18 protein-coding genes are annotated in these 18198 nt (G+C 68.9%); 8 read left to right on the forward strand and 10 right to left on the reverse strand.

Annotated elements, in window-relative coordinates:
* Nucleotides 1–178 precede the first annotated feature (178 nt).
* The gene (locus tag ACM6LU_RS04200) at nt 179–1078 is read left to right on the forward strand and encodes a hypothetical protein (protein WP_414936215.1); all 900 of its coding nucleotides are present in this window, start codon (nt 179–181) and stop codon (nt 1076–1078) included.
* A 66-nt stretch (nt 1079–1144) separates the two neighbouring features.
* On the opposite strand, the gene ACM6LU_RS04205 is transcribed toward ACM6LU_RS04200, so the two are convergent.
* Nucleotides 1145–2362 carry an alpha/beta hydrolase gene (locus ACM6LU_RS04205; protein WP_414936216.1) on the reverse strand — a complete coding sequence of 406 codons (1218 nt, stop codon included), beginning with the start codon at nt 2360–2362 and terminating at the stop codon, nt 1145–1147.
* A 131-nt stretch (nt 2363–2493) separates the two neighbouring features.
* On the reverse strand, nt 2494–3441 hold the full coding sequence (locus ACM6LU_RS04210) for an alpha/beta hydrolase (RefSeq protein WP_414936217.1): 948 nt from the start codon (nt 3439–3441) through the stop codon (nt 2494–2496).
* A 143-nt stretch (nt 3442–3584) separates the two neighbouring features.
* Between ACM6LU_RS04210 and ACM6LU_RS04215 the strand changes: the two genes are divergently transcribed.
* The 5 genes from ACM6LU_RS04215 to ACM6LU_RS04235 all read left to right on the forward strand — a co-directional run bounded on the left by ACM6LU_RS04215 (nt 3585) and on the right by ACM6LU_RS04235 (nt 8613).
* Nucleotides 3585–4052, forward strand: a complete 468-nt coding sequence (locus tag ACM6LU_RS04215) for a MarR family winged helix-turn-helix transcriptional regulator (RefSeq protein WP_414936218.1) — start codon at nt 3585–3587, stop codon at nt 4050–4052.
* Nucleotides 4053–4079: 27 nt separating this feature from the next.
* On the forward strand, nt 4080–4928 hold the full coding sequence (locus tag ACM6LU_RS04220; protein ID WP_414936219.1) for an SAM-dependent methyltransferase: 849 nt from the start codon (nt 4080–4082) through the stop codon (nt 4926–4928).
* A 118-nt stretch (nt 4929–5046) separates the two neighbouring features.
* Complete coding sequence (locus tag ACM6LU_RS04225) at nt 5047–5583, forward strand: PadR family transcriptional regulator (RefSeq protein ID WP_414936220.1); 537 nt, start codon at nt 5047–5049, stop codon at nt 5581–5583.
* A 9-nt stretch (nt 5584–5592) separates the two neighbouring features.
* Nucleotides 5593–7611: an FAD-dependent oxidoreductase gene (locus tag ACM6LU_RS04230; protein WP_414936221.1), complete on the forward strand. Its 2019-nt coding sequence runs from the start codon at nt 5593–5595 to the stop codon at nt 7609–7611.
* A 48-nt stretch (nt 7612–7659) separates the two neighbouring features.
* Nucleotides 7660–8613 (forward strand): prephenate dehydrogenase, encoded by a 954-nt coding sequence (locus tag ACM6LU_RS04235; protein ID WP_414937080.1) that lies wholly within the window; start codon nt 7660–7662, stop codon nt 8611–8613.
* A gap of 69 nt (nt 8614–8682) precedes the next feature.
* Here the strand turns inward: ACM6LU_RS04235 and ACM6LU_RS04240 are convergent, their stop codons facing one another.
* From ACM6LU_RS04240 to ACM6LU_RS04250, 3 genes are all read right to left on the reverse strand, one after another.
* Entirely contained in the window at nt 8683–8952 is a 270-nt protein-coding gene (locus tag ACM6LU_RS04240) for an antitoxin (RefSeq protein WP_414936222.1), read from the reverse strand.
* Nucleotides 8953–9014: 62 nt separating this feature from the next.
* Complete coding sequence (locus tag ACM6LU_RS04245; RefSeq protein WP_414936223.1) at nt 9015–9947, reverse strand: TauD/TfdA dioxygenase family protein; 933 nt, start codon at nt 9945–9947, stop codon at nt 9015–9017.
* A gap of 233 nt (nt 9948–10180) precedes the next feature.
* The gene (locus tag ACM6LU_RS04250; RefSeq protein WP_414936224.1) at nt 10181–10519 is read right to left on the reverse strand and encodes a hypothetical protein; all 339 of its coding nucleotides are present in this window, start codon (nt 10517–10519) and stop codon (nt 10181–10183) included.
* A gap of 89 nt (nt 10520–10608) precedes the next feature.
* Here ACM6LU_RS04250 and ACM6LU_RS04255 point away from each other — a divergent pair, with 89 nt between their 5' ends.
* The gene (locus tag ACM6LU_RS04255) at nt 10609–11226 is read left to right on the forward strand and encodes an AAA family ATPase (RefSeq protein WP_414936225.1); all 618 of its coding nucleotides are present in this window, start codon (nt 10609–10611) and stop codon (nt 11224–11226) included.
* A gap of 3 nt (nt 11227–11229) precedes the next feature.
* On the opposite strand, the gene ACM6LU_RS04260 is transcribed toward ACM6LU_RS04255, so the two are convergent.
* On the reverse strand, nt 11230–13197 hold the full coding sequence (locus ACM6LU_RS04260; RefSeq protein WP_414936226.1) for an FUSC family protein: 1968 nt from the start codon (nt 13195–13197) through the stop codon (nt 11230–11232).
* Between the two features lie 49 nt (nt 13198–13246).
* Between ACM6LU_RS04260 and ACM6LU_RS04265 the strand changes: the two genes are divergently transcribed.
* Nucleotides 13247–13687 (forward strand): SRPBCC family protein, encoded by a 441-nt coding sequence (locus tag ACM6LU_RS04265; RefSeq protein ID WP_414936227.1) that lies wholly within the window; start codon nt 13247–13249, stop codon nt 13685–13687.
* A gap of 228 nt (nt 13688–13915) precedes the next feature.
* Here ACM6LU_RS04265 and ACM6LU_RS04270 read toward each other — a convergent pair whose 3' ends face one another.
* The 4 genes from ACM6LU_RS04270 to ACM6LU_RS04285 all read right to left on the reverse strand — a co-directional run bounded on the left by ACM6LU_RS04270 (nt 13916) and on the right by ACM6LU_RS04285 (nt 18142).
* A complete protein-coding gene (locus ACM6LU_RS04270; protein ID WP_414936228.1) occupies nt 13916–16519 on the reverse strand; it encodes a CHAT domain-containing protein in 2604 nt (867 codons plus the stop codon).
* Nucleotides 16520–16561: 42 nt separating this feature from the next.
* Nucleotides 16562–17041 (reverse strand): hypothetical protein, encoded by a 480-nt coding sequence (locus ACM6LU_RS04275; protein WP_007030725.1) that lies wholly within the window; start codon nt 17039–17041, stop codon nt 16562–16564.
* Nucleotides 17038–17643 (reverse strand): RNA polymerase sigma factor, encoded by a 606-nt coding sequence (locus ACM6LU_RS04280; RefSeq protein WP_414936229.1) that lies wholly within the window; start codon nt 17641–17643, stop codon nt 17038–17040. Before ACM6LU_RS04280 ends, ACM6LU_RS04275 begins: the two co-directional genes overlap by 4 nt.
* A gap of 331 nt (nt 17644–17974) precedes the next feature.
* Entirely contained in the window at nt 17975–18142 is a 168-nt protein-coding gene (locus ACM6LU_RS04285) for a hypothetical protein (protein ID WP_414936230.1), read from the reverse strand.
* Nucleotides 18143–18198: the final 56 nt, after the last annotated feature.

Here is an 18198-nt window from a genome sequence, read left to right on the forward strand (position 1 = left end):
GGCCACCTAAAGTCACGCTGGGAGTCACATACCCCGGTGACCTCCCGGACAAACCGGAAAGACGATCCCTGGCGACACCGCGGGGTCAAGTCGTCACAGAACTCACGGCCAAACGAGACCTGCGCCACACGAACGGCCCAGCCGGGAACACGAATGGGTGATATGACCAATAAGTCGTGTGGGCAAGGTAAGCGGAGTCTTTCTCCTGGCGGGGCTGTGCCTGGGAGCCATCATCGCGATGCTGCTGGTTCCGCCGTCGCGTTCCGATACGACAATGGTCGCCGACGCGGCATCGGGTGTCGCGACGATGACCGTCGAATCAGCGCCGGCCGAGCCCTCGGCCACACCGGCACAGTCGAAATCGGCCGTGCCCGGCAAGCCCTCGCTGGAACTCGATCCGAAGACCCTCGCGGGGCTCGTCCCCGACGGTCAGGTGAGCGTGGTCGTCTACGACCGTGTCGCCAAGAAGAACACCGTTTCCCTTAAACCGGAACGTTCTTACACTTCGGCGTCGCTCGTGAAGCTCCTCATCGCGCTCGAAACCCTTCAAGCGGGCGGATCTCCGGGCGCCGTACAGCGGATGCTTTCGGTCAGCGACGACGGCATCGCCAGCAGGCTGTGGTCCGACCACGGCGGTCCTGTCATCGTCACCCGCTGGGCGGCCAAGATCGGTCTCGGCGGCACCCGCCCGCCCGAGGATCCCGGCCGCTGGGGTGACACCCGGATCACCGCCGCGGACGTCGCGAAGATCTACCGTTACGTGCTGGACCAGACCAGTGCGGGAACGCGGACGACGATCATGCGGGCGTTGAGCGGCGCGATGGAAAGCGGCTCCGACGGGGTTCGCCAGTATTTCGGCGTTCCGGACGCCGTCGGCACCCGTCCCTGGTCGATCAAGCAGGGCTGGGCGTGCTGCCGTGGTTCCCGGATCCTGCACAGCTCCGGTGTCGTCGGCGACAGCGATCGCCACATCGTCGTCGTCCTGACCTCGCAGCCGACGTCGACCACCTACGCCAATGGCGGCAAACGAGTGACCGAAGTGGTCAAAGCGCTGGTCCCGGCGCTGAACCCGGAATGACCCACTGTCGACGACCGTGAACACCCGCCCGTCTTCGCTTGTACCCCAAGGCTTACCGCGCCAAGCTCACTCGACGACGTCGACCAGCGCGCCCTTCGCGCCGGTGTTGGGCAGGGGCCAAGGGGTGACACCGCCGTTGGAGATGATCTTCTTGTCCTGCGGCGCGCTCGGCGGCACGGTCCGCGCGCCGATCCACGCCAGCACGTCGGGAACCTGCGCCTTGAAGGTGTTCATGTTGTGCCCGGCGTCCGGGATCCGCCACGACGAGAGCGTCGCGGGTGCGCGGACGGCGGCCTGGAGCTGGTCGATCGAGAAGCTCTCGAAGCTTTCCTTGTCCCCGGCGATCGCGAGGATGTCGACCGGCGACGGGTGCTTCCGCATGTTCACCGTGATCGTGTTCGCGTCCACGATGTCTTGCCTGCCCTTGAACAGGTTCTCTGTCTCCGCGTCCACCGAAGCCTTGTAGTACCCGCTGACGCTCGCCGCCTGGCCGTACCACTGCGGGTGCCGGGTCACCAGGTTCATCGCGCAGTATCCGCCCGAGGACCAGCCCGCCATCGTCCACGCCTTCCGCTGCGGATTGGCGCCGAGCCGCTCGATCGCCCAGTCGCGGATGTCGGCGCTCAGGTAGGTGTCGTTGGCGGTCCCGTTGACCTGGTCGATGCATTCGGTGTCGTGGCCGACCTTCGGTTTCCCGGTCGGATCCGGGATGATCACCAGGGTCGGCGGGAGCACGTGCTTCGCGATGGCCGCGTCGAGCTTGGCAGGCATCTCGTAGGGTCCGGAGACCACTTCCGGACCGGACGGGTAGTTCGGGATCCATTCGATGACCGGGAACTTGAGCGCCCGATACGCGGGATCGTAGTACTGGGGCGGGAAGTAGACCGAGACGTCGCGCGTGAGGCCGGTGCGCTTCCCGGTCACCGTCATGTGCACGACGGAGCCCTTGCCTTCCTTGGCCCGCATCGCCCCGGCGTCACGCAGCTTGTCGAGGTCCGAGCCGTTCTGGCTCGCGACGGCGTCGACGCTCTCCCCCGAGTACACGCCGGTGCCGAACAGCGCGCCGGCGGTCGGGAAGAACCCGCCGATCATGTTCCCGCCCATCCCGGTGCTGACCACGATCAGCACCACCGCGACGAGGATCGTGGTGCTGCGGCCGAGCACCTTGCGGCGCCAGCGTTCCCAGAGGAACGGCACGGCGATGATCGCGAGCAGCGTCAGCACCACGACGATGACGAGGTTCAGCGTGGAGTCGAGCCGGATGGCACTCAGTCCCAGTCCCATGGCGATCGTGTTCCTCCCCGGCAGGGGCCGTGCACCCCATGTCCCACATCTGGATCAAGAGACGTGCGACCGCCGGGAAGTGTTGTCCAGGGTGACGCGTGTCACCCTGGACAAACCGTGTCCTGGGCTACTCAGCCTTCGAGAGCGGTGCGCAGCACCCCGATCGCCTGGTTGATCGCCGCTTCCGCGGCGTGCGTTTCACGCAGCGTGTTCAGCATGACGAAGTCGTGGACGATGCCCTGGTACCGCACCGCCGTCACCGGTACTCCGGCCTGACGCAGCTTCGCGGCGTACGCCTCACCTTCGTCACGCAGGACGTCGGCTTCCCCGGTGATCACCAACGCGGGCGGCAAACCGGCCAGCTCGTCGAGGCTCGCCCGCAGCGGCGACGCGGTGATTTCCGCGCGCTGCGCCGGGTCGGTCGTGTACTGGTCCCAGAACCACTTCATCCCGTCGAGGGCGAGGAAGTAGCCATCGGCGAACCGCCGGTAGGACTCGGTGTCGAAGTTCGCGTCGGTGACCGGATAGAAGAGGACCTGCTGACGGAAGACGACGTCCCCGCGCTGCTTCGCCATGAGGGTGAGCGCCGCGGTCATGTTCCCCCCGACGGAGTCACCCGCGATGGCGATCTTCGTGCTGTCGAGCCCGTTTTCGGTACCGTGCTCGGCGACCCATTTCGCGACGGCGTAGTTCTGCTCGATGGCGACCGGGTAGCGCGCCTCCGGCGAACGGTCGTATTCGGGGAAGACGACGGCCGCGCCGGTGCCGACGGCCAATTCGCGGACGAGGCGCTCGTGGGTGTGGAAGTTCCCGAAAACCCAGCCGGCGCCGTGGATGTAGACGATCACGGGCAGCGGGCCGGTGGTGCCCACCGGGCGGACGATACGGACCTCGACGCCGTCGACGTGCGTGGTCTCGACGTCCGCGGCGGGCAGTTCGACGTCGCCACCCTGGACTTCGTCGACGGCCTTGCGGCCTTCCGCGGGCGGCAACTCGAAGAGGAACGGCGGGTTCGCGGTGGCCTCGACGAAGGCCTGCGCGGCCGGTTCGAGGGTCAGGTCGTGCGGGTTGGCGGTCATTTCTGCCTCCTGGGATCCGAAGTCGATGGCACGAAAGTAGCTCACAACTAAATTGTGCACAACTAAAATGTCCTCAAGGAGATCTGGCGCACTCAAGTGGCGGGCTGAGGCATGATCGACGCACCATGGGACGAGGAGGACCGATGCCGACAGACAACGCCGGATCGCTGTGCCTGGACGATCAGCTGTGCTTCGGGCTCTACGCGGCATCGCGCGCCGTGACCGGGCTTTACCGCGTGGTGCTCGACGATCTGGGCCTGACCTATCCGCAGTACCTGGTGATGCTCGCGCTCTGGGAGGAGGACGAGCGGCCGGTCAAGGAACTCGGCACCGTGCTGAACCTCGACTCCGGCACGCTGTCCCCCCTGCTCAAGCGACTGGAGAGGTCCGGACTGGTCCGGCGTGACCGGCGGGCCGACGACGAACGGTCCGTTCGCATCAGCCTGACCGAGGACGGCGTCCGGCTCCGGGACCGCGCGAGCGGGATCCCGGCGATCATCGGCGACGCGATGGGCCTCGACACCGCGGGGCTCGCCCGCGCCCGCGCGGAACTCGATCGCTTGACCGAATCCGTGAACGCCTACCGCGAGGCCTACGTCCCGGCCGGTTAGCATGGGATTTCCGGCGCGGACAAAGGGATGACGATGATCGATCACGACGCGGCGCTCAAGGCCGTCGAGAACAGCTTGGACCGACCGTCCGCGGCGCGGGTCTACGACTACTTCATCGGCGGCGACACCCACTACGCCATCGACCGCGAGTTCGCCGAGAAGGTGCGCAAACGCCTGCCGCTCATGGGCGACTACTGCACGACCAGCAGGCAGTTCCTCGGCCGGGCCGTGCGGCACTGCGCGGAACTGGGCATCCGGCAGTTCGTCGACATCGGCTCCGGCCTGCCGACCGCGGGCAACGTGCACGAGGTCGCCGACGAGGCGCGGCCGGAGGAGGACACGCACGTCCTCTACATCGACAACGAGCCGATCGCGCTCGCGCACTCGACACTGCTGCTCGCCGACACCGCCGACCCGGACCGCCACCACGCGATCGCCGCGGACCTGTTCGACCCCGAGGACCTCTGGAACCGGGTGATGGACTCCGGCATGGTCGACGTCGAGCGGCCCATCGCGCTGGTGATCAACGCGGTCATGCACTTCATCAAGGACGAGCAGGACCCGGACGGGCTGCTGGCCTTCTACCGTGACCGGCTCGCGCCGGGCTCGCTGCTGGTGCTCTCGCAGATGACCAACGAGAACCCGGCCAACGACGAGGAGCGGCAGGCTCTGCTCGACATCCTCGACTACTACGAGACCACGACGAACCCCGGTTTCCTGCGCACGATGGCCGAGTTCCAACGGTTCTTCGGCGGCTGGCCGCTGCTGGAGCCGGGCCTGGTCTACGCGCCGGCGTGGCACCCGGACGAGAAGACGGTCTTCGCCGCGAACCCCTCGGAGTCCCGCGTCATCGGCGGGATCGCCCGCAAGCCTTAAGTAGCACCGCAGTACATGAAGGCCCCCTTCCTTGCGCCTAGGTACAGGAAGGGGGCCTTCATGTATTTGTGACGCGTGTCGCCTTGCAGTGCAACTAGGTGCATATGAAACTGGGTGCATGGCATTGGAGCACGCGATCCTGGTTTCGCTGTCCGAGCGGTCCGGCTCGGGCTATGAGCTGACGCGCCGCTTCGAGAAGTCCATCGGCCTGTGGTGGAACGCCACCCACCAGCAGATCTACCGCGTCCTCAAGCGTATGGAGGACGCCGGCTGGGTCGCCGTCGACCATGTGGCGCAGTCCGGGAAGCCCGACAAGAAGGTCTACACCGTCGGCGACGCGGGCCGGGCCGAACTGGCCCGCTGGCTCGCCGAACCCGATCCCGCCGCCTCGGCGCGGGAACTCGCCGTCAAGATCCGCGGCGCGACGCTCGGCGCTCCCGGCGCCGTCGCCGCCGAGATCACCCGGCACCGCGACGCGCACGCGGCGAGGCTCGACGCCTACCTGCTGATCGAGAAGCACGACTTCCCCGACCCCAGCGTCCTCAATGGACAGTCGTTGCACCAGTTCCTCGTGCTGCGCGGAGGAATCCGAACCGAACAGGGTCACGTCGAGTGGCTCGAGGAAGTCCTCCAGGCATTCCACCACGACGCGTAAGGACCAGCGATGAGCCAGTACCCGAACCTGCTGTCCCCTCTCGATCTCGGCTTCACCACCCTGCGCAACAGGGTGATCATGGGCTCGATGCACATCGGCCTCGAGGACAAGGAAGCGCGTTTCCCGCAACTGGCCGAGTACTACGCCGAACGTGCCCGCGGTGGCGTCGGGCTGATCGTCACCGGCGGGTTCGCGCCGAACCGGACCGGCTGGCTCCTGCCGCTGGCGTCGAAGCTCTCGACCCGCGCGGAAGCCAAGGCGCACAAGCAACTCACCGATCCGGTACATGAGGCGGGCGGCAAGATCGCCCTGCAGATCCTGCACGCGGGCCGGTATTCCTACCACCCGCTGAGCGTTTCCGCGTCGGGTATCAAAGCGCCGATCAACCCCTTCAAGCCACGGACTCTGTCCGGGTACGGCGTACTGCGGCAGATCCGCGCGTTCGCCGATTGCGCCTTCCTCGCCAAGGAAGCGGGCTACGACGGTGTCGAGATCATGGGTTCCGAGGGTTACTTCATCAACCAGTTCCTCGCCGAACGGACCAACAAGCGCACCGACAAATGGGGCGGCAGCGCGGAAAACCGGCGGAGGATCGCCGTCGAGATCGTGCGTCGCACCCGTGAAGCGGTCGGCGAGGACTTCATCATCGTCTATCGACTGTCCATGTTGGACCTCGTCGAAGGCGGCCAGCGCTGGGAAGACGTCGTCGCGCTCGCCAAAGAGGTCGAGGAGGCCGGAGCGACGATCATCAACACCGGCATCGGCTGGCACGAGGCGAGGGTGCCGACGATCGTGACGTCCGTGCCGCGCGCGGCCTTCACCTGGGTGACCGGGAAGCTCAAACCGCACGTCGGGATCCCGGTCGTCACGTCGAACCGCATCAACATGCCCGAGGTCGCCGAGGAGGCGCTGGCCGGCGGGGACGCGGACCTGGTGTCGATGGCGCGGCCGTTCCTCGCCGACCCCGGATGGGTCCGCAAGGCCGAGACCGGGCGCGAGGACGAGATCAACACCTGCATCGCCTGCAACCAGGCCTGCCTCGACCACGCGTTCAAGCGGAAACCGGTTTCCTGCATGGTGAATCCGCGCGCGGGCCACGAGACCACGCTGACCATGTCGCCCACGCGCAAGACCAAACGCGTCGCCGTCGTCGGCGCGGGTCCAGCCGGGCTCGCGACCGCGACCGGCCTCGCCGAACGCGGGCACGCCGTCGAGCTGTTCGAGGCCGACGACGAGATCGGCGGCCAGTTCGGCATCGCGCGGAAGATCCCCGGCAAGGAGGAGTTCGCGGAGACCATCCGGTACTACAAGCGACGGCTGGAGGTCACCGGCGTCAAGGTGCGCCTCGGCGCCCGCGTGACCGCCGCCGACATCGTGGACGCGGGGTTCGACGAGGTCGTGCTGGCCACCGGTGTGGCGCCGCGGGTGCCGTCGCTGCCAGGGATCGACCACCGCAAGGTGCTGTCCTATGTGGACGTCGTCAAACACGGGAAGCCGGTCGGCGGGAAGGTCGCGGTGATCGGCGCGGGCGGGATCGGCGTGGACGTCAGCGAGTTCCTGACGCACACCACCTCCCCCGCGCTCGATCTGGACGCGTGGATGGCCGAATGGGGCGTCACCGATCCCGAGCACGCGCCGGGCGGACTGACCGAGCGGAAGGTCGAGCCGTCACCGCGGCAGGTCTTCCTGCTGCAACGCAAGAAGTCCGGTATCGGCGCGGGACTCGGCAAGACCAGCGGCTGGGTGCACCGGGCGGCGCTGAAGGCCAAACGCGTCGAGCAGCTCACCGGGGTCACCTACGACCGGATCGACGACGACGGCCTGCACATCACCGTCGGTGACAAGCCGCGTGTGCTCGACGTGGACACGGTCGTCGTCTGCGCGGGTCAGGAGCCGGTGCGCGACCTCGCCGACGGCCTGCGGGCGGCCGGGGTACCGGTGCATCTGATCGGCGGCGCCGACGTCGCGGCGGAGCTGGACGCCAAACGGGCCATCGATCAGGGAACGCGTCTGGCCGCTGTTCTCTGACGAGTGGGCTCGCAGATGGCAGGATGAACCCTTGTGCGAGACGTATGCGTGATCGGGCTCGGGTTGATCGGTGGTTCGCTGCTGCGCGCGGCCAACTCGATCGGCCGCACCACGTTCGGGGCGGCGATCTCCGACGCTGACGCGGACGCCGCCAGCAGAGCGGGTTTCGACGTGACCACGCAGGTCGAGGCGGCGCTGAGCAAGGCGGCGGAGCGGGACGCGATGATCGTGCTCGCGGTGCCGCTGCCCGCGGTCGAAGACGTGCTTCGGACCGTTTCGCGGGTCTCCGGGCACTGCGTGCTCACCGACGTCACCAGTGTGAAGGGCCCGGTGCTCGACGCTGTCCGGCGCCGCGCGCCGTACGCGAAGTTCGTCGGCGGGCACCCGATGGCCGGGACGGCGGAATCCGGCTGGAAGGCGAGCAACCCGGCGCTGTTCGGCGGCGCCGCGTGGGTGCTCGGCGTCGAACACGACACCGATCTGACCGCGTGGGCCGAGGTCGCCCAGCTGGTATTGGACGTCGGCGCGCACGTCGTGCCGCTGCCCGCGGACTCGCACGACGAGACGGTCGCGCGGATCTCGCATCTGCCGCACATCTTCGCGGCCATCCTGGCCACGATCGGCGCGCAGGGCGGGCCGCTGGCGATGTCGCTGGCCGCCGGGTCCTACACGGACGCCACGCGGGTGGCGGGTTCGAGCCCTGCGCTGGTGCGGGCGATGACCGAAGGCAACCGGGACGCGCTGCTCCCGATCGTCGACGAGGCGCTCGGGCGGCTGGGTGCCGCGCGGGGTTCGCTGGCGTCGACGGGCGGGCTCGCGGTGACGGTCAACGCCGGCCACGAGGGCGCGCAAGCGTTTGCGACGGGCAAGGACGCGGAACGCGCGGGGGTGCGCGTCAGCCTGACCGCCCCCGACGCGCGGGACGGTCTGATCGCCCTCGGCGAGCGCGGTGGCCGGATCACGGCGATCGACGGCGACACCGCGCTCGGCGAAGTCTCCTGACGCGTTTCGTCCTCTAGTTGCGGTAGTTGCGTGTGCAAGGACCGCAACTAGAGGACTACTTGCGGGAGGTTACTGGCCCTGCGGCGGCTGCTGGCCCTGCGGCGGCTGGCCCGGTTGCTGCTGGCCCTGGGGCGGGTTGTCCGGGTTGTCGGGGGTGTTGTCGAACTTGTTGATGAAGCCCTTCGCCTTCTCGACACCGGAATCGATCTGGGAGTCGTGGCCGGAGAACTTCGACTTGGCGAAGCCCGCCGCCTTGTCCAGGCCGCCCTCGATCTTGTCGTTGTGCTCACGGAGAGCGTCGGTGGCCTTGTTCTTCAATTCATCGAAGTTGATGCCCATGGCCTCATCGTCACACAGGTACCGGTGAACCCGCGCGAACGATCACCCGTCGCGGGGACCGCTCAGCACGGCCGGTCACCCACGATGGCGACACGTTCGGCCACCCGCGCGTACGGGTGGTAGTCGTTGACGGCGTAGTGCTGCGTGGCGCGGTTGTCCCAGAAGGCCACCGAACCGGGCCGCCAGCTGAAGCGCACCTGGAACTCCGGGACGTGCGCGCGGCTGAAGAGGTACCGCAAGAGCTTGTCGCTCTCTTCGCGATCGAGCCCGACGATGTGGGTCGTGAAGGCCTGGTTCACGAAGAGGGTGCGCCGCCCGGTTTCCGGATGCGTGCGGACGACCGGGTGCTCGACCGGCGGGAAGGCGTCCTGGTGACGCAGGAGCAGTTCCGGATCGGAGAAGCGGGCGAAGCCGGGGACGAAGTCGTGCACCGCGGTCAGCCCCTCGATGCGGGCACGGACGTCTTCCGGCAGGTTGTCGTAGGCGGCGGCCATGTCGGCCCACATCGTGTCGCCGCCGACCGGCGGGACCTCGATCAGCCGCAGCACCGAGCCGAGCGCCGGCGCTGGCCGGAATGTGACGTCGACATGCCAGATGTTCTCGAACGCGGGCATGGTCGCGGACCGGGTGAACCGCGTGGTGTCCTCGGTCTCCCCCTTGGGGATGAACGGGTTCGTCTCCAGTTCACCCCAGTAAGCGGCGAACGCGCGCTGGTGCGCCGTCGTGATGCGCTGGTCGCGGAAGAACAGCACCTTCCACTCCAGCAACGCGCGATTCAGCTCGGTTTGGAGTGCGGGTGTCAGGGGTTCGGCGAGGTCGACGCCGCCGATCTCGGCACCGATCACGCGTCCCAGCGGACGCAGCGCGAACAGCTCGTAAGGGCGCTCTTCAGCGCCCTCCGGCAGGCGCCGCAGCACGCGCGGTCCTTCGAGGATTCCACCGTCGGGGACGGTCGCCGGGCGGACGCGGACACGGTCGGACAGTTCGATGGACATGCTCGGCTCCAGGGTTTCCGATTTCCGGGGACGACGAAGACGGCCACCTTCACGGATGGCCTTCGCGGGAAATGCGGTTACGCGGGCGGCGAGCCCAGCCGTCCGCGGCGCAGGAGCAGTGCGGTGACGCCTTCACCCACCGTACGGCGGGGTGCGAACTCCCAGGTGACGGACACCACGCCATAGTGGACGCGTTCTGGCACTCGGTCAACACCGTCCAGGGGGCGGGACGATCATCGGCGCCGCTCCGACGGGAAGCTGCCCGACCAAGCGTTCCGCTGCTCGCGCGGTCGGAGCGCCTCGGCCAGCACCCACTGCGAATGTGTGGTCCCGCCCCGGCCGACCGGGCCGAGCTGAAAGGTCACCCAGCCGACCCAATGTCCCGTCGTCGTCGCCCGCCACATCCCCAGCAGCCCGGGGACGGTGGCGGTCAGGTCGAGGCCGTCGGGCAGACGGGTCTTCGCCGGGCCGACCGCGTACACCAGCTTGAGGTCGACCCAAACAGGCTGGTTGGGCCGGACCATGTGCAGGTGACGCGGCCCCGGCGGCGACGTGTCACCAGTGTCGAGCATGCGTCGATTATGCTTGAAATCTCGAACATTAGTTCGAGAGGATGCTCACCCTCCCCCGGACGGGTGGGTGTGTCGCTAGGGTCGGTGCCATGCTCGTCTGGATCAACGGCCCGTTCGGCGGTGGCAAGACGCAGACCGCGCACGAACTGCACCGGCGCCTGCCCGGCAGCGTCCTGTCCGATCCCGAGGTCGCGGGCTTCGGCCTGCACCGGATGCTGCCGCGGGGGCTACGCGGCGACTTCCAGGATCTGCCCGCGTGGCGTCAGGGCGTTTTCGAGATGCTCGACTTGCTGCTCCGCGAACAGGACGGCGTGGTGGTCGTGCCGATGACGCTGGTCGAGCCGAAGTACTTCGAGGAGATCGTCGGCGGGTTGCGGGAGCGCGGGCACGACGTCCGGCACTTCGCGCTGCTGGCCGAACGCGAGACCGTGCTCCGGCGGCTGAGTGAACGCGGTCTCGTCCATTCCTTGCGCGGTGTGCCACCGAAACGCGAGAGTTTCGCGGTGTCGAAGGTGGACCTCTGCCTGGACCGGCTGAGCGGCGCGGAGTTCGGCGAACACATCCATACGGACACGCTCACCGTCGCGCGGGTCGCCGACCGGATCGCCGCGTCGGCCGGGCTGGCGCTCGGACCGAACACGGACAGCGCGCTGCGGGGCCTCGTCCGTCGCAAGTGGACGAGCGTCAAGCACATCCGGTTCGGCTGACGTTCAGGCGCGGCGGTGATACGGCAGGAACCGCCGGACCAGCCGCAGCGGCGCGCGCTCGACGAGGTCGGGGCCTCGCACGGCGTCGAAGGCGGCGCCGATCTGGTCGATGACGCCGGACAGTCGCTCGTTGTCGGGCATCGGCATCTCCGCCGGGTCCCGTTCTTCGCGGACGGCGGCCGCGAGTTCGGCGAGCGCGGCGGTCAGGAGGGCGACGTCGGCGGCGTCCGGCGCGGGGGCGCCGCGGCCGAGGGTGACGCCGACCTCGGTGACGGCGTCGGCGACGCGTTCGAGTCCGGCGATCACCGGCCACCAGGCGACGGCCTGCCGTCCGGCGGCGGAGGGTTCGACGACGACCTGTTGGAACGCGGTCCGCAGGTCGGCCAGCGCGCGGTAAGCGCGCCGGCGGGCGCGTGAGCGTTCCAGGCGTGCTTCGCCCGACGGCGCGAGCACGAGTCCTTTGTCGACGTACTCCACCAGGCTGTCGAGGCTTTCGGCGAGCCGTCCGCCGATCTGCGGGCGACGGCTGCCCGGCCAGAGCAGGTAGCCGAAGAGCAGGACGATCGCGCAGCCCAGCACGGTGTCGACGAGCCGCGCGAGCACGACGTCCCAGCTTCCGGTGCTGGCGAGGTCCATCTGCAGGATGATCAGCGGCGTCACGAAGGCGCTGAGGATGCCGTAGTTGCGGACTTTGCCGACCGCGACGCCGCCCGCGAACACGGCGATCAGCAGGACCAGCAGCCGGCCCTCGCCACCCGCGGCGAGCACGGCCGCGCCGATGCCCACGCCGATCACCGTGCCGATCCCGCGCAGCACCGCGCGGCCGAACACCGAGCCGAAGTCCGGTTTGAGGACGATGCCGACGGAGAGCGTGATCCAGTAGGAGCGTTCGAACGGGACGAACAGCGCGACGACTTCGGCGATCGCGACGCACAACGTGAGGCGGAGCGCGGCGAACCAGGTGAGCGGGCCGGAGATGAGCGAACCCGCCCAGCCGCGGAGGCGCTTGTGCCATGGCTGGACCTCACGCCGCTTCCGGTTGTCGCCCTTGCCTATCCGGGTGAGCCCGGCGTAGAGCGCGGCCAGGACGGCGTCGAGGTCCTCGCCGGGCGGTGACGGCGGTTCCGGCAGCGGCTGGTTCGCGAGCACGGCGGCCGATGTCGCGATGAAGTGGTCGATCACGTCGTCCGGGGCGCGGCGGCCCGCGTTGACCATCGCGACCGACGCCTCGACGGCCGGGGTGCTTGCCGACAGCAGGTTGAGCAGTTGCCGGTAGGTGGCGTCGCGGCCCGACAGCCAGGATCGCGCGGTGAGCAACCGGTCGTAGGCGGTGTTCATCGCGGTTGTGAGCTGGTGTCGCGCGACGCGGGAGGTGGCTTCGTCGGTCGCGGACAGCATCGCGGCGAGTTCGACGTAGACGTGGGCGACGGCGCCGCGTTCCGGGCTGGTGGCGCGGAAGGTCCAGCTGGACAGCGCGACGAGCAGGCTCCAGGCGGCACCGACGCAGAAGTAGCCGAGCAGGATTTCGACGCGCAGACCGGTGACGTGCTGGCCGGTGCCGAGCACGCAGAAGACGAACATCTGCAGCCCGGCGACCGACGCGTTGCTGCCTGCCGCGCTGATCAGCGCGGACACCGCCGCGACTCCGACGACGACCGGGATGGAGGCGGCGGGGATGCTACCGGTGATCAGTCCGGCGAAGTAGCCGAGGGCGGCGGCCGCGGTGGCACCGCCGAGCCGCCGGGCGCGGTAGCGGTACGGGCCGGCGGATTCGGACAAGACGGTGGGCAGGGCGCCGGTGGAGATGAGCGCGCCGACGCCGATGTCGCCGAGCGCGTAGCCGACGGCCAGCGGCACGGCCAGTGCGAGGACGGCGCGGGCGACCATGTTCCACGGGATGGGGACCGGCGTGCTGCGGAGCAGTTGCACCAGCCAATGTGGTGCGGCGATCTCGCGGCGCGTCGTGCTCACGCCCCTATCTTGACTTATCCGTGGCGCCTGAAGCGGTTATCGTCGCCACATGGGCAAGACGTACTCCTTCGAGATCAACCGGACGAGCAGCGCCTCGCCCGCTTCCCTCTTCGCGCTGGAGGCCGATGGTTCCCGGTGGTCGGAATGGGCGAAGCCGGTGGTGTTCCACTCGCGCTGGGCGCGGGAACCGGGCGCGGACGGGGTGGGCGCTGTCCGGGCTGTCGGCCTGTGGCCGGTGTATCTCCACGAAGAGACACTGGAGTACGAACAGGACCGAAAGCACGTCTACGGCTTCGCGGGCCTCAAGCTCCTGAAGGACTACCGCGCCGAGGTCTCGTTCACGCCGAACGCTTCCGGCGGTACGGATCTGCGCTGGACCGGCCGGTTCACCGAACCGCTGCCCGGCACCGGCGCCGCGGTGTGCACCACGCTGCGCACCGTGGTCTCGCTACTGGCCACTCGCCTGGTGAAACACGCCGAACGCGCCTGACCCCACCCCCCACCCGTCCCAAGGGGGGCGACCCCGAGTCCAGTCTACCGGGGGTGGAGGACGGGAACGGCCGCTCAGCGGAGTTGTCCACAGGTGACGGTGATTGTGGACAACTCCTGTGGGCTACTGGGTGGGCTGAAGGACGCCATAGCCGCATAAGACGCGGCGAAGGGAGCTTTCACCCAATGAGACGCGGGGAAAGTCCCCTTCAGCCCCCCGCCCGAAACGTCAGCCCGCGCCCAGGCACAGGAACGGGCGTCGCAGGGGATCGGCGGCCGTCGCTTCGGCGAGTGCCAAGGCGGGTGCGGTCCCCGAAGCCAGCCGACGGTGCAGGTCGGACATCGCGTCGGCGGCGGCCTTGTCGCCGACCCGCGCGATCGCGCCGATGACCGTCCGCGAGCCGCTGGCGAGCAGCGTCCCGGCGAACCCGAGCGCCTCCTCGCCGGGCCGGATGTGACTCATCGCGAGTTCGCACGCGGCCAGCACCACCCGTTCCGGCGGCTTCGCGAGCCGGGCGGTTTCGTGCGCGTACAACGGGCCGCCGACGAGTTCCAACCGTGAGAACAGCGCGTTCGCCGGTTCGTGCGCGCCGTGCGCGACCAGGTGCGCCATTCCGGAACCGTCCAAGGCGAACAGTACGGTCTCGCTGGTCGCGTCCTTCCCGTCGACGAGCCGGGCCTGCGGGTACACCGTCCGCAGGTTCCGCACCTCACCGACCGAACCCGGCACCCCTGGCCCGCCGGCGAGCAGGACCGGCCCCTCGCTGTGCCGCCCGGTCGCGGTCACCCAGGCTGTCGCCGACGGCGCGATCGACACCGGATGCCCGTGCAGTGACGGCAAAGCGCCCCAAGGCAACGCGTACAACGAACCGATCGGCACGATGATCAGCTCGCGGTTTTCCAGTGTCTTCGCCAGCGACGCGGAGATCAGTTTGTCCAGTTTGTCCGCTCGGCGCCGCGCGGAACCGGTGACGACCTCGACCAGCGGCGCGGGCAGGTTGTCCGGGGCCAGCGCGTCGAGGTCCGCGTGCAACTGCCGCGCGGTCTCGACGATCTCCGCGAGCGGCCCCAGCTTCAACAGCCGGAACCGGCCGCGGTCGACGACCACCGCGTACAAGGTGTCGCGGTACCCCATCAGGCTGACCAGCACACGGTCTTCGAGCCGCTCGACCACCTCTTCGGGCGCCGAGACCGGCCGCGGACGACCCCATTGGCTGGTGTACCACCCGAGCCGGGTCGCCTCCTGCTGCAGCCGGTCGTAGCGCTCCTCGAGCTTCCCGACCGGTTCACCCGACAGCCGCCGCGCCTGGATCGTCCCCTGCACGTGCCGCATCTCGTTGATGTGCCGGGCGAGCGCGGGATCCTCGATGACCGGGAGCGGTTCGTAGCGGTAGACCTGCGCGCGCGTGCGTTCCAGCCACGCGAACAGGCTCTTCGCCCCGGCGCCGCTGCGCCTCGCCTTCTTGAGCACCAGCGTCAGCGCGAGTTTGCCCAGCTCTTCACCGTGCGCCGCCGTCCCGCAGACGAGGTCGAGCCCACCCATGCGGTCGCGGATCTGCCCGAGTTCGGCCAGCCCGGCCCGCGCCTGCGCGAGCGCCGACCGTGGCCGGTGGGACGCCACCGCGAGTTCGGCCCGGCACAACCGCAACAGCATCCGGTGGTCGATCGGCGTGGTCTGCCGCGGTTTCGGTACCTGCGCGAGGAGTCCCTGCGCGGTGGCCGTCTCGTCGCGACGGATCAGCAGCCGCACCGCGAACATCCTGGCCGCGCCCGCTTCGTCGCGCAGACCGAGTTCGGCCAGCCGGACGGCGAGATCGGCCAGTTGGTCCGGCAGTTTCGCGGACGGCTTCTTCTCCCGGTCCGCCAAGACCTTCACCGCGTCGGCGCGGAGTCTCGTCAACGCGGCGATCTCGGCCCAGCGTCCCTTGCCGCGCCTCAGGAAACTCCGCCGCGCGGACGTCGCGAGCTTCTTCGCCAGCGCGTAATCGCGCTCCAGGATGGCGGCACCGGCCCTGGCGACCTCCGCCTCGGCGACGAGATGCACCGCTCCGTTGTGTCGCAGGTCCGGGATCGCTTCGTCGAGATGCCGCGCCGCCTCTTCGGCGAGTCCCGCGGTGAGCAACGCCTTCGCCTGATCGAGCCGGACGAGCGGTAGCGAACCGGGACCGTCGGTCACGAAGATCGCCGCGGCCCGTTCGTAGTTCCGCAGCGCTTCCGGGATGTCGCCGAGCAGCTGCGCGTGATCACCGAGGTTGTGCTGGATCTTTCCTTCCAGCAACCGATGGCCGTGCTCGACCGCGAGGTCCAGCGCCTCGACGAGGTCCCGGTACGCGGCGTCCGGGTTGCTCATCTCCAAGTGCAGCCAGGCGCGGTTCACGAGCGACCGGGTCAGCACCACGCTGTACTTGCCCGCCTCGGCGGCCAGTCCGGGGAGGAAGGCGTTGTTGAGCGCGAGCGATTCCTCCAGCCGACCTGCCCGCATCAGCACGACGGCGCGCTGCAGCCCGACGACGAACCGCAACTCGTGCCGGACGTCGCCGTCCGGCAGCAGTAACCGGATGCGTTCCGCCTCGTCCAGCCGGGCGAAACCGTCCTCTTGGGACACGAACTCGGCCTCGGCCGCCGCCAGGCTGATCAGGATCCGGACCCGGATCTCCAAGCGGGCGAGCAGATCCGCGTCCACCGGGCCGAGCAGGTCGAGCCCGCGCAGCAGCAACCGGATCGGCCTGCTGAGCCCGTGATCCGAGGCGGCGGCCCTCGCTTGACGATGGAGGTCGGCCGCTTCCTCGGCTACGGGATCGACGACAGGAGGAGACGACGCGGGCACACGCACTATGGGAGCACACCCACGTCGCATAACGGAACAGCCGTCCGGTTAGAGCACCACTGTCGGGGTCACGACGGTCCGGCGACAGGTCACGTCGCCGAGGTGGATCACGATCTGGGTGGTTCCCTGGGGAACGTTGTCCAGCACGAACCGGCCTCCCTCGTCGGCGGTGGTGGAACTCGTGCCGTGCTCGGCGACGCGAACCTCCACTCCGTACTCTCCGGCTGGCACGAGCCAGCCGTCGATCCGGTGCTTCTTGCCGATCTTGGTGAGGTTGATCATCACGGTCAGATCGCTGACGGTGAAGGTGATCGTGCCGGTGTCGCTGCCGCGAACGCCGGCCGTGGCGTCCATCCGTTCCCAGCGAGCGACCTCGACATCGAGGTTTTCGAGTGCGAGCGCGAACTGAACCCGCTGCACCAGGTCTCCCGGTGGCGGGTCCAATTCGTCCATGAAGCGCCCGATATCGGCGAGCAAGGCCTCATCGCCCGGGGAGGTCATCTCCCCCGGCGTCCCGAGGTCGTTCATCGGCTTCCCCCTTCGTGGGCCAGCAGGTCGCGCATCGATTCGAGGCAACGGCCCCTGGTCGGGCCGACACTGCCGCGCGGCATGCGGAGTGCTTCGGCGACCAGTTGGTATTCGGCCCGCCCGGCGAGCACGGTCAGCCGAAGGAGCTGCTGACAGCGGTGCGGCAGGCGGAGAAAGGCGCGCCAGACCCGGCGGTCCCGGTCGGCGCGGACGGCTTCCTCTTCGGGAGCCGGGTGGGTGCTCTCCATGTTTTCGGCCACCTCGTCGGTCAGCGGAACGGGCTGAGCGCGGCGGCCGAACGGGTGCTGTGCTTCACGTCTCGTGGTGGTGATCAACCAGGCGGCGAGCGCCTTGGGGTCACGAAGTTTTTCGAGCTGGCTGAACAGGGCGAGCCACACCGTCTGGACTACGTCCTCGGCGGTCAGGCGATCGAGCCCGTTCGCACGCGCGACATGCCAAACGAGCGGGGTCAGCTCGCTCACCAGTCTGTCCATCGCCTGGCGGTCACCGGCCCGCGCCGCGCGCATGCAGGCGGCATGCAGATCGGCACCGGTCAGTCCTTCCCATGGCGGGTCTACCTCGGTCGTTTGCACGTCGGTCACCGTATCTGCCCCACTTCGGACGTGTCTTCGTGTCGGCGCTGGCAGTATCGCGGGCCCTTCGGGGAGAAGGAGCGTGCAAGAGGCTCTGGGATACATCAAGTCACTAACTTTTTTGTGTCGGCATTCCGGGCGTCCCCTCGGTCTGGTGGGGAGGGCAAAGGCACCGGCCGGCGCGAGCAGGTGTGGACTGCGCACCGGCCGGTCCTTTTTCCCTCCCCCGGGCCCGCTCCCCAACGGGCCCACGTCCGGGCGTCCCCCTCCCCCGAAGGAGCACCCGGAGGCGATGTCCGGAGGCCCCCTCGGCCTCCGGACATCACCCGTCTGTGTTCGTTCAGTTCACCGGCGGCTTGGTGCCGTGCGGGTCCCAGTTGCCGTCCGGACGCGTTCCGGGGCGGGGCGGGACCGGTGCCGTGATCGGGCCCGGCTTCGGGGTCTTTTCGAGGTCGTCAGTGGCCGTGGCCTCGTCGTCGACGGGTGCGGTGTTGATCTCGGTCGTCATCGGGTGTCCCTCATTTCCTCGACTGCTCCATAGGACGCAACGAGGCTGCCACCAGA

This window comes from Amycolatopsis sp. cmx-11-51 (assembly GCF_047608665.1).
Lineage (GTDB): Bacteria > Actinomycetota > Actinomycetes > Mycobacteriales > Pseudonocardiaceae > Amycolatopsis.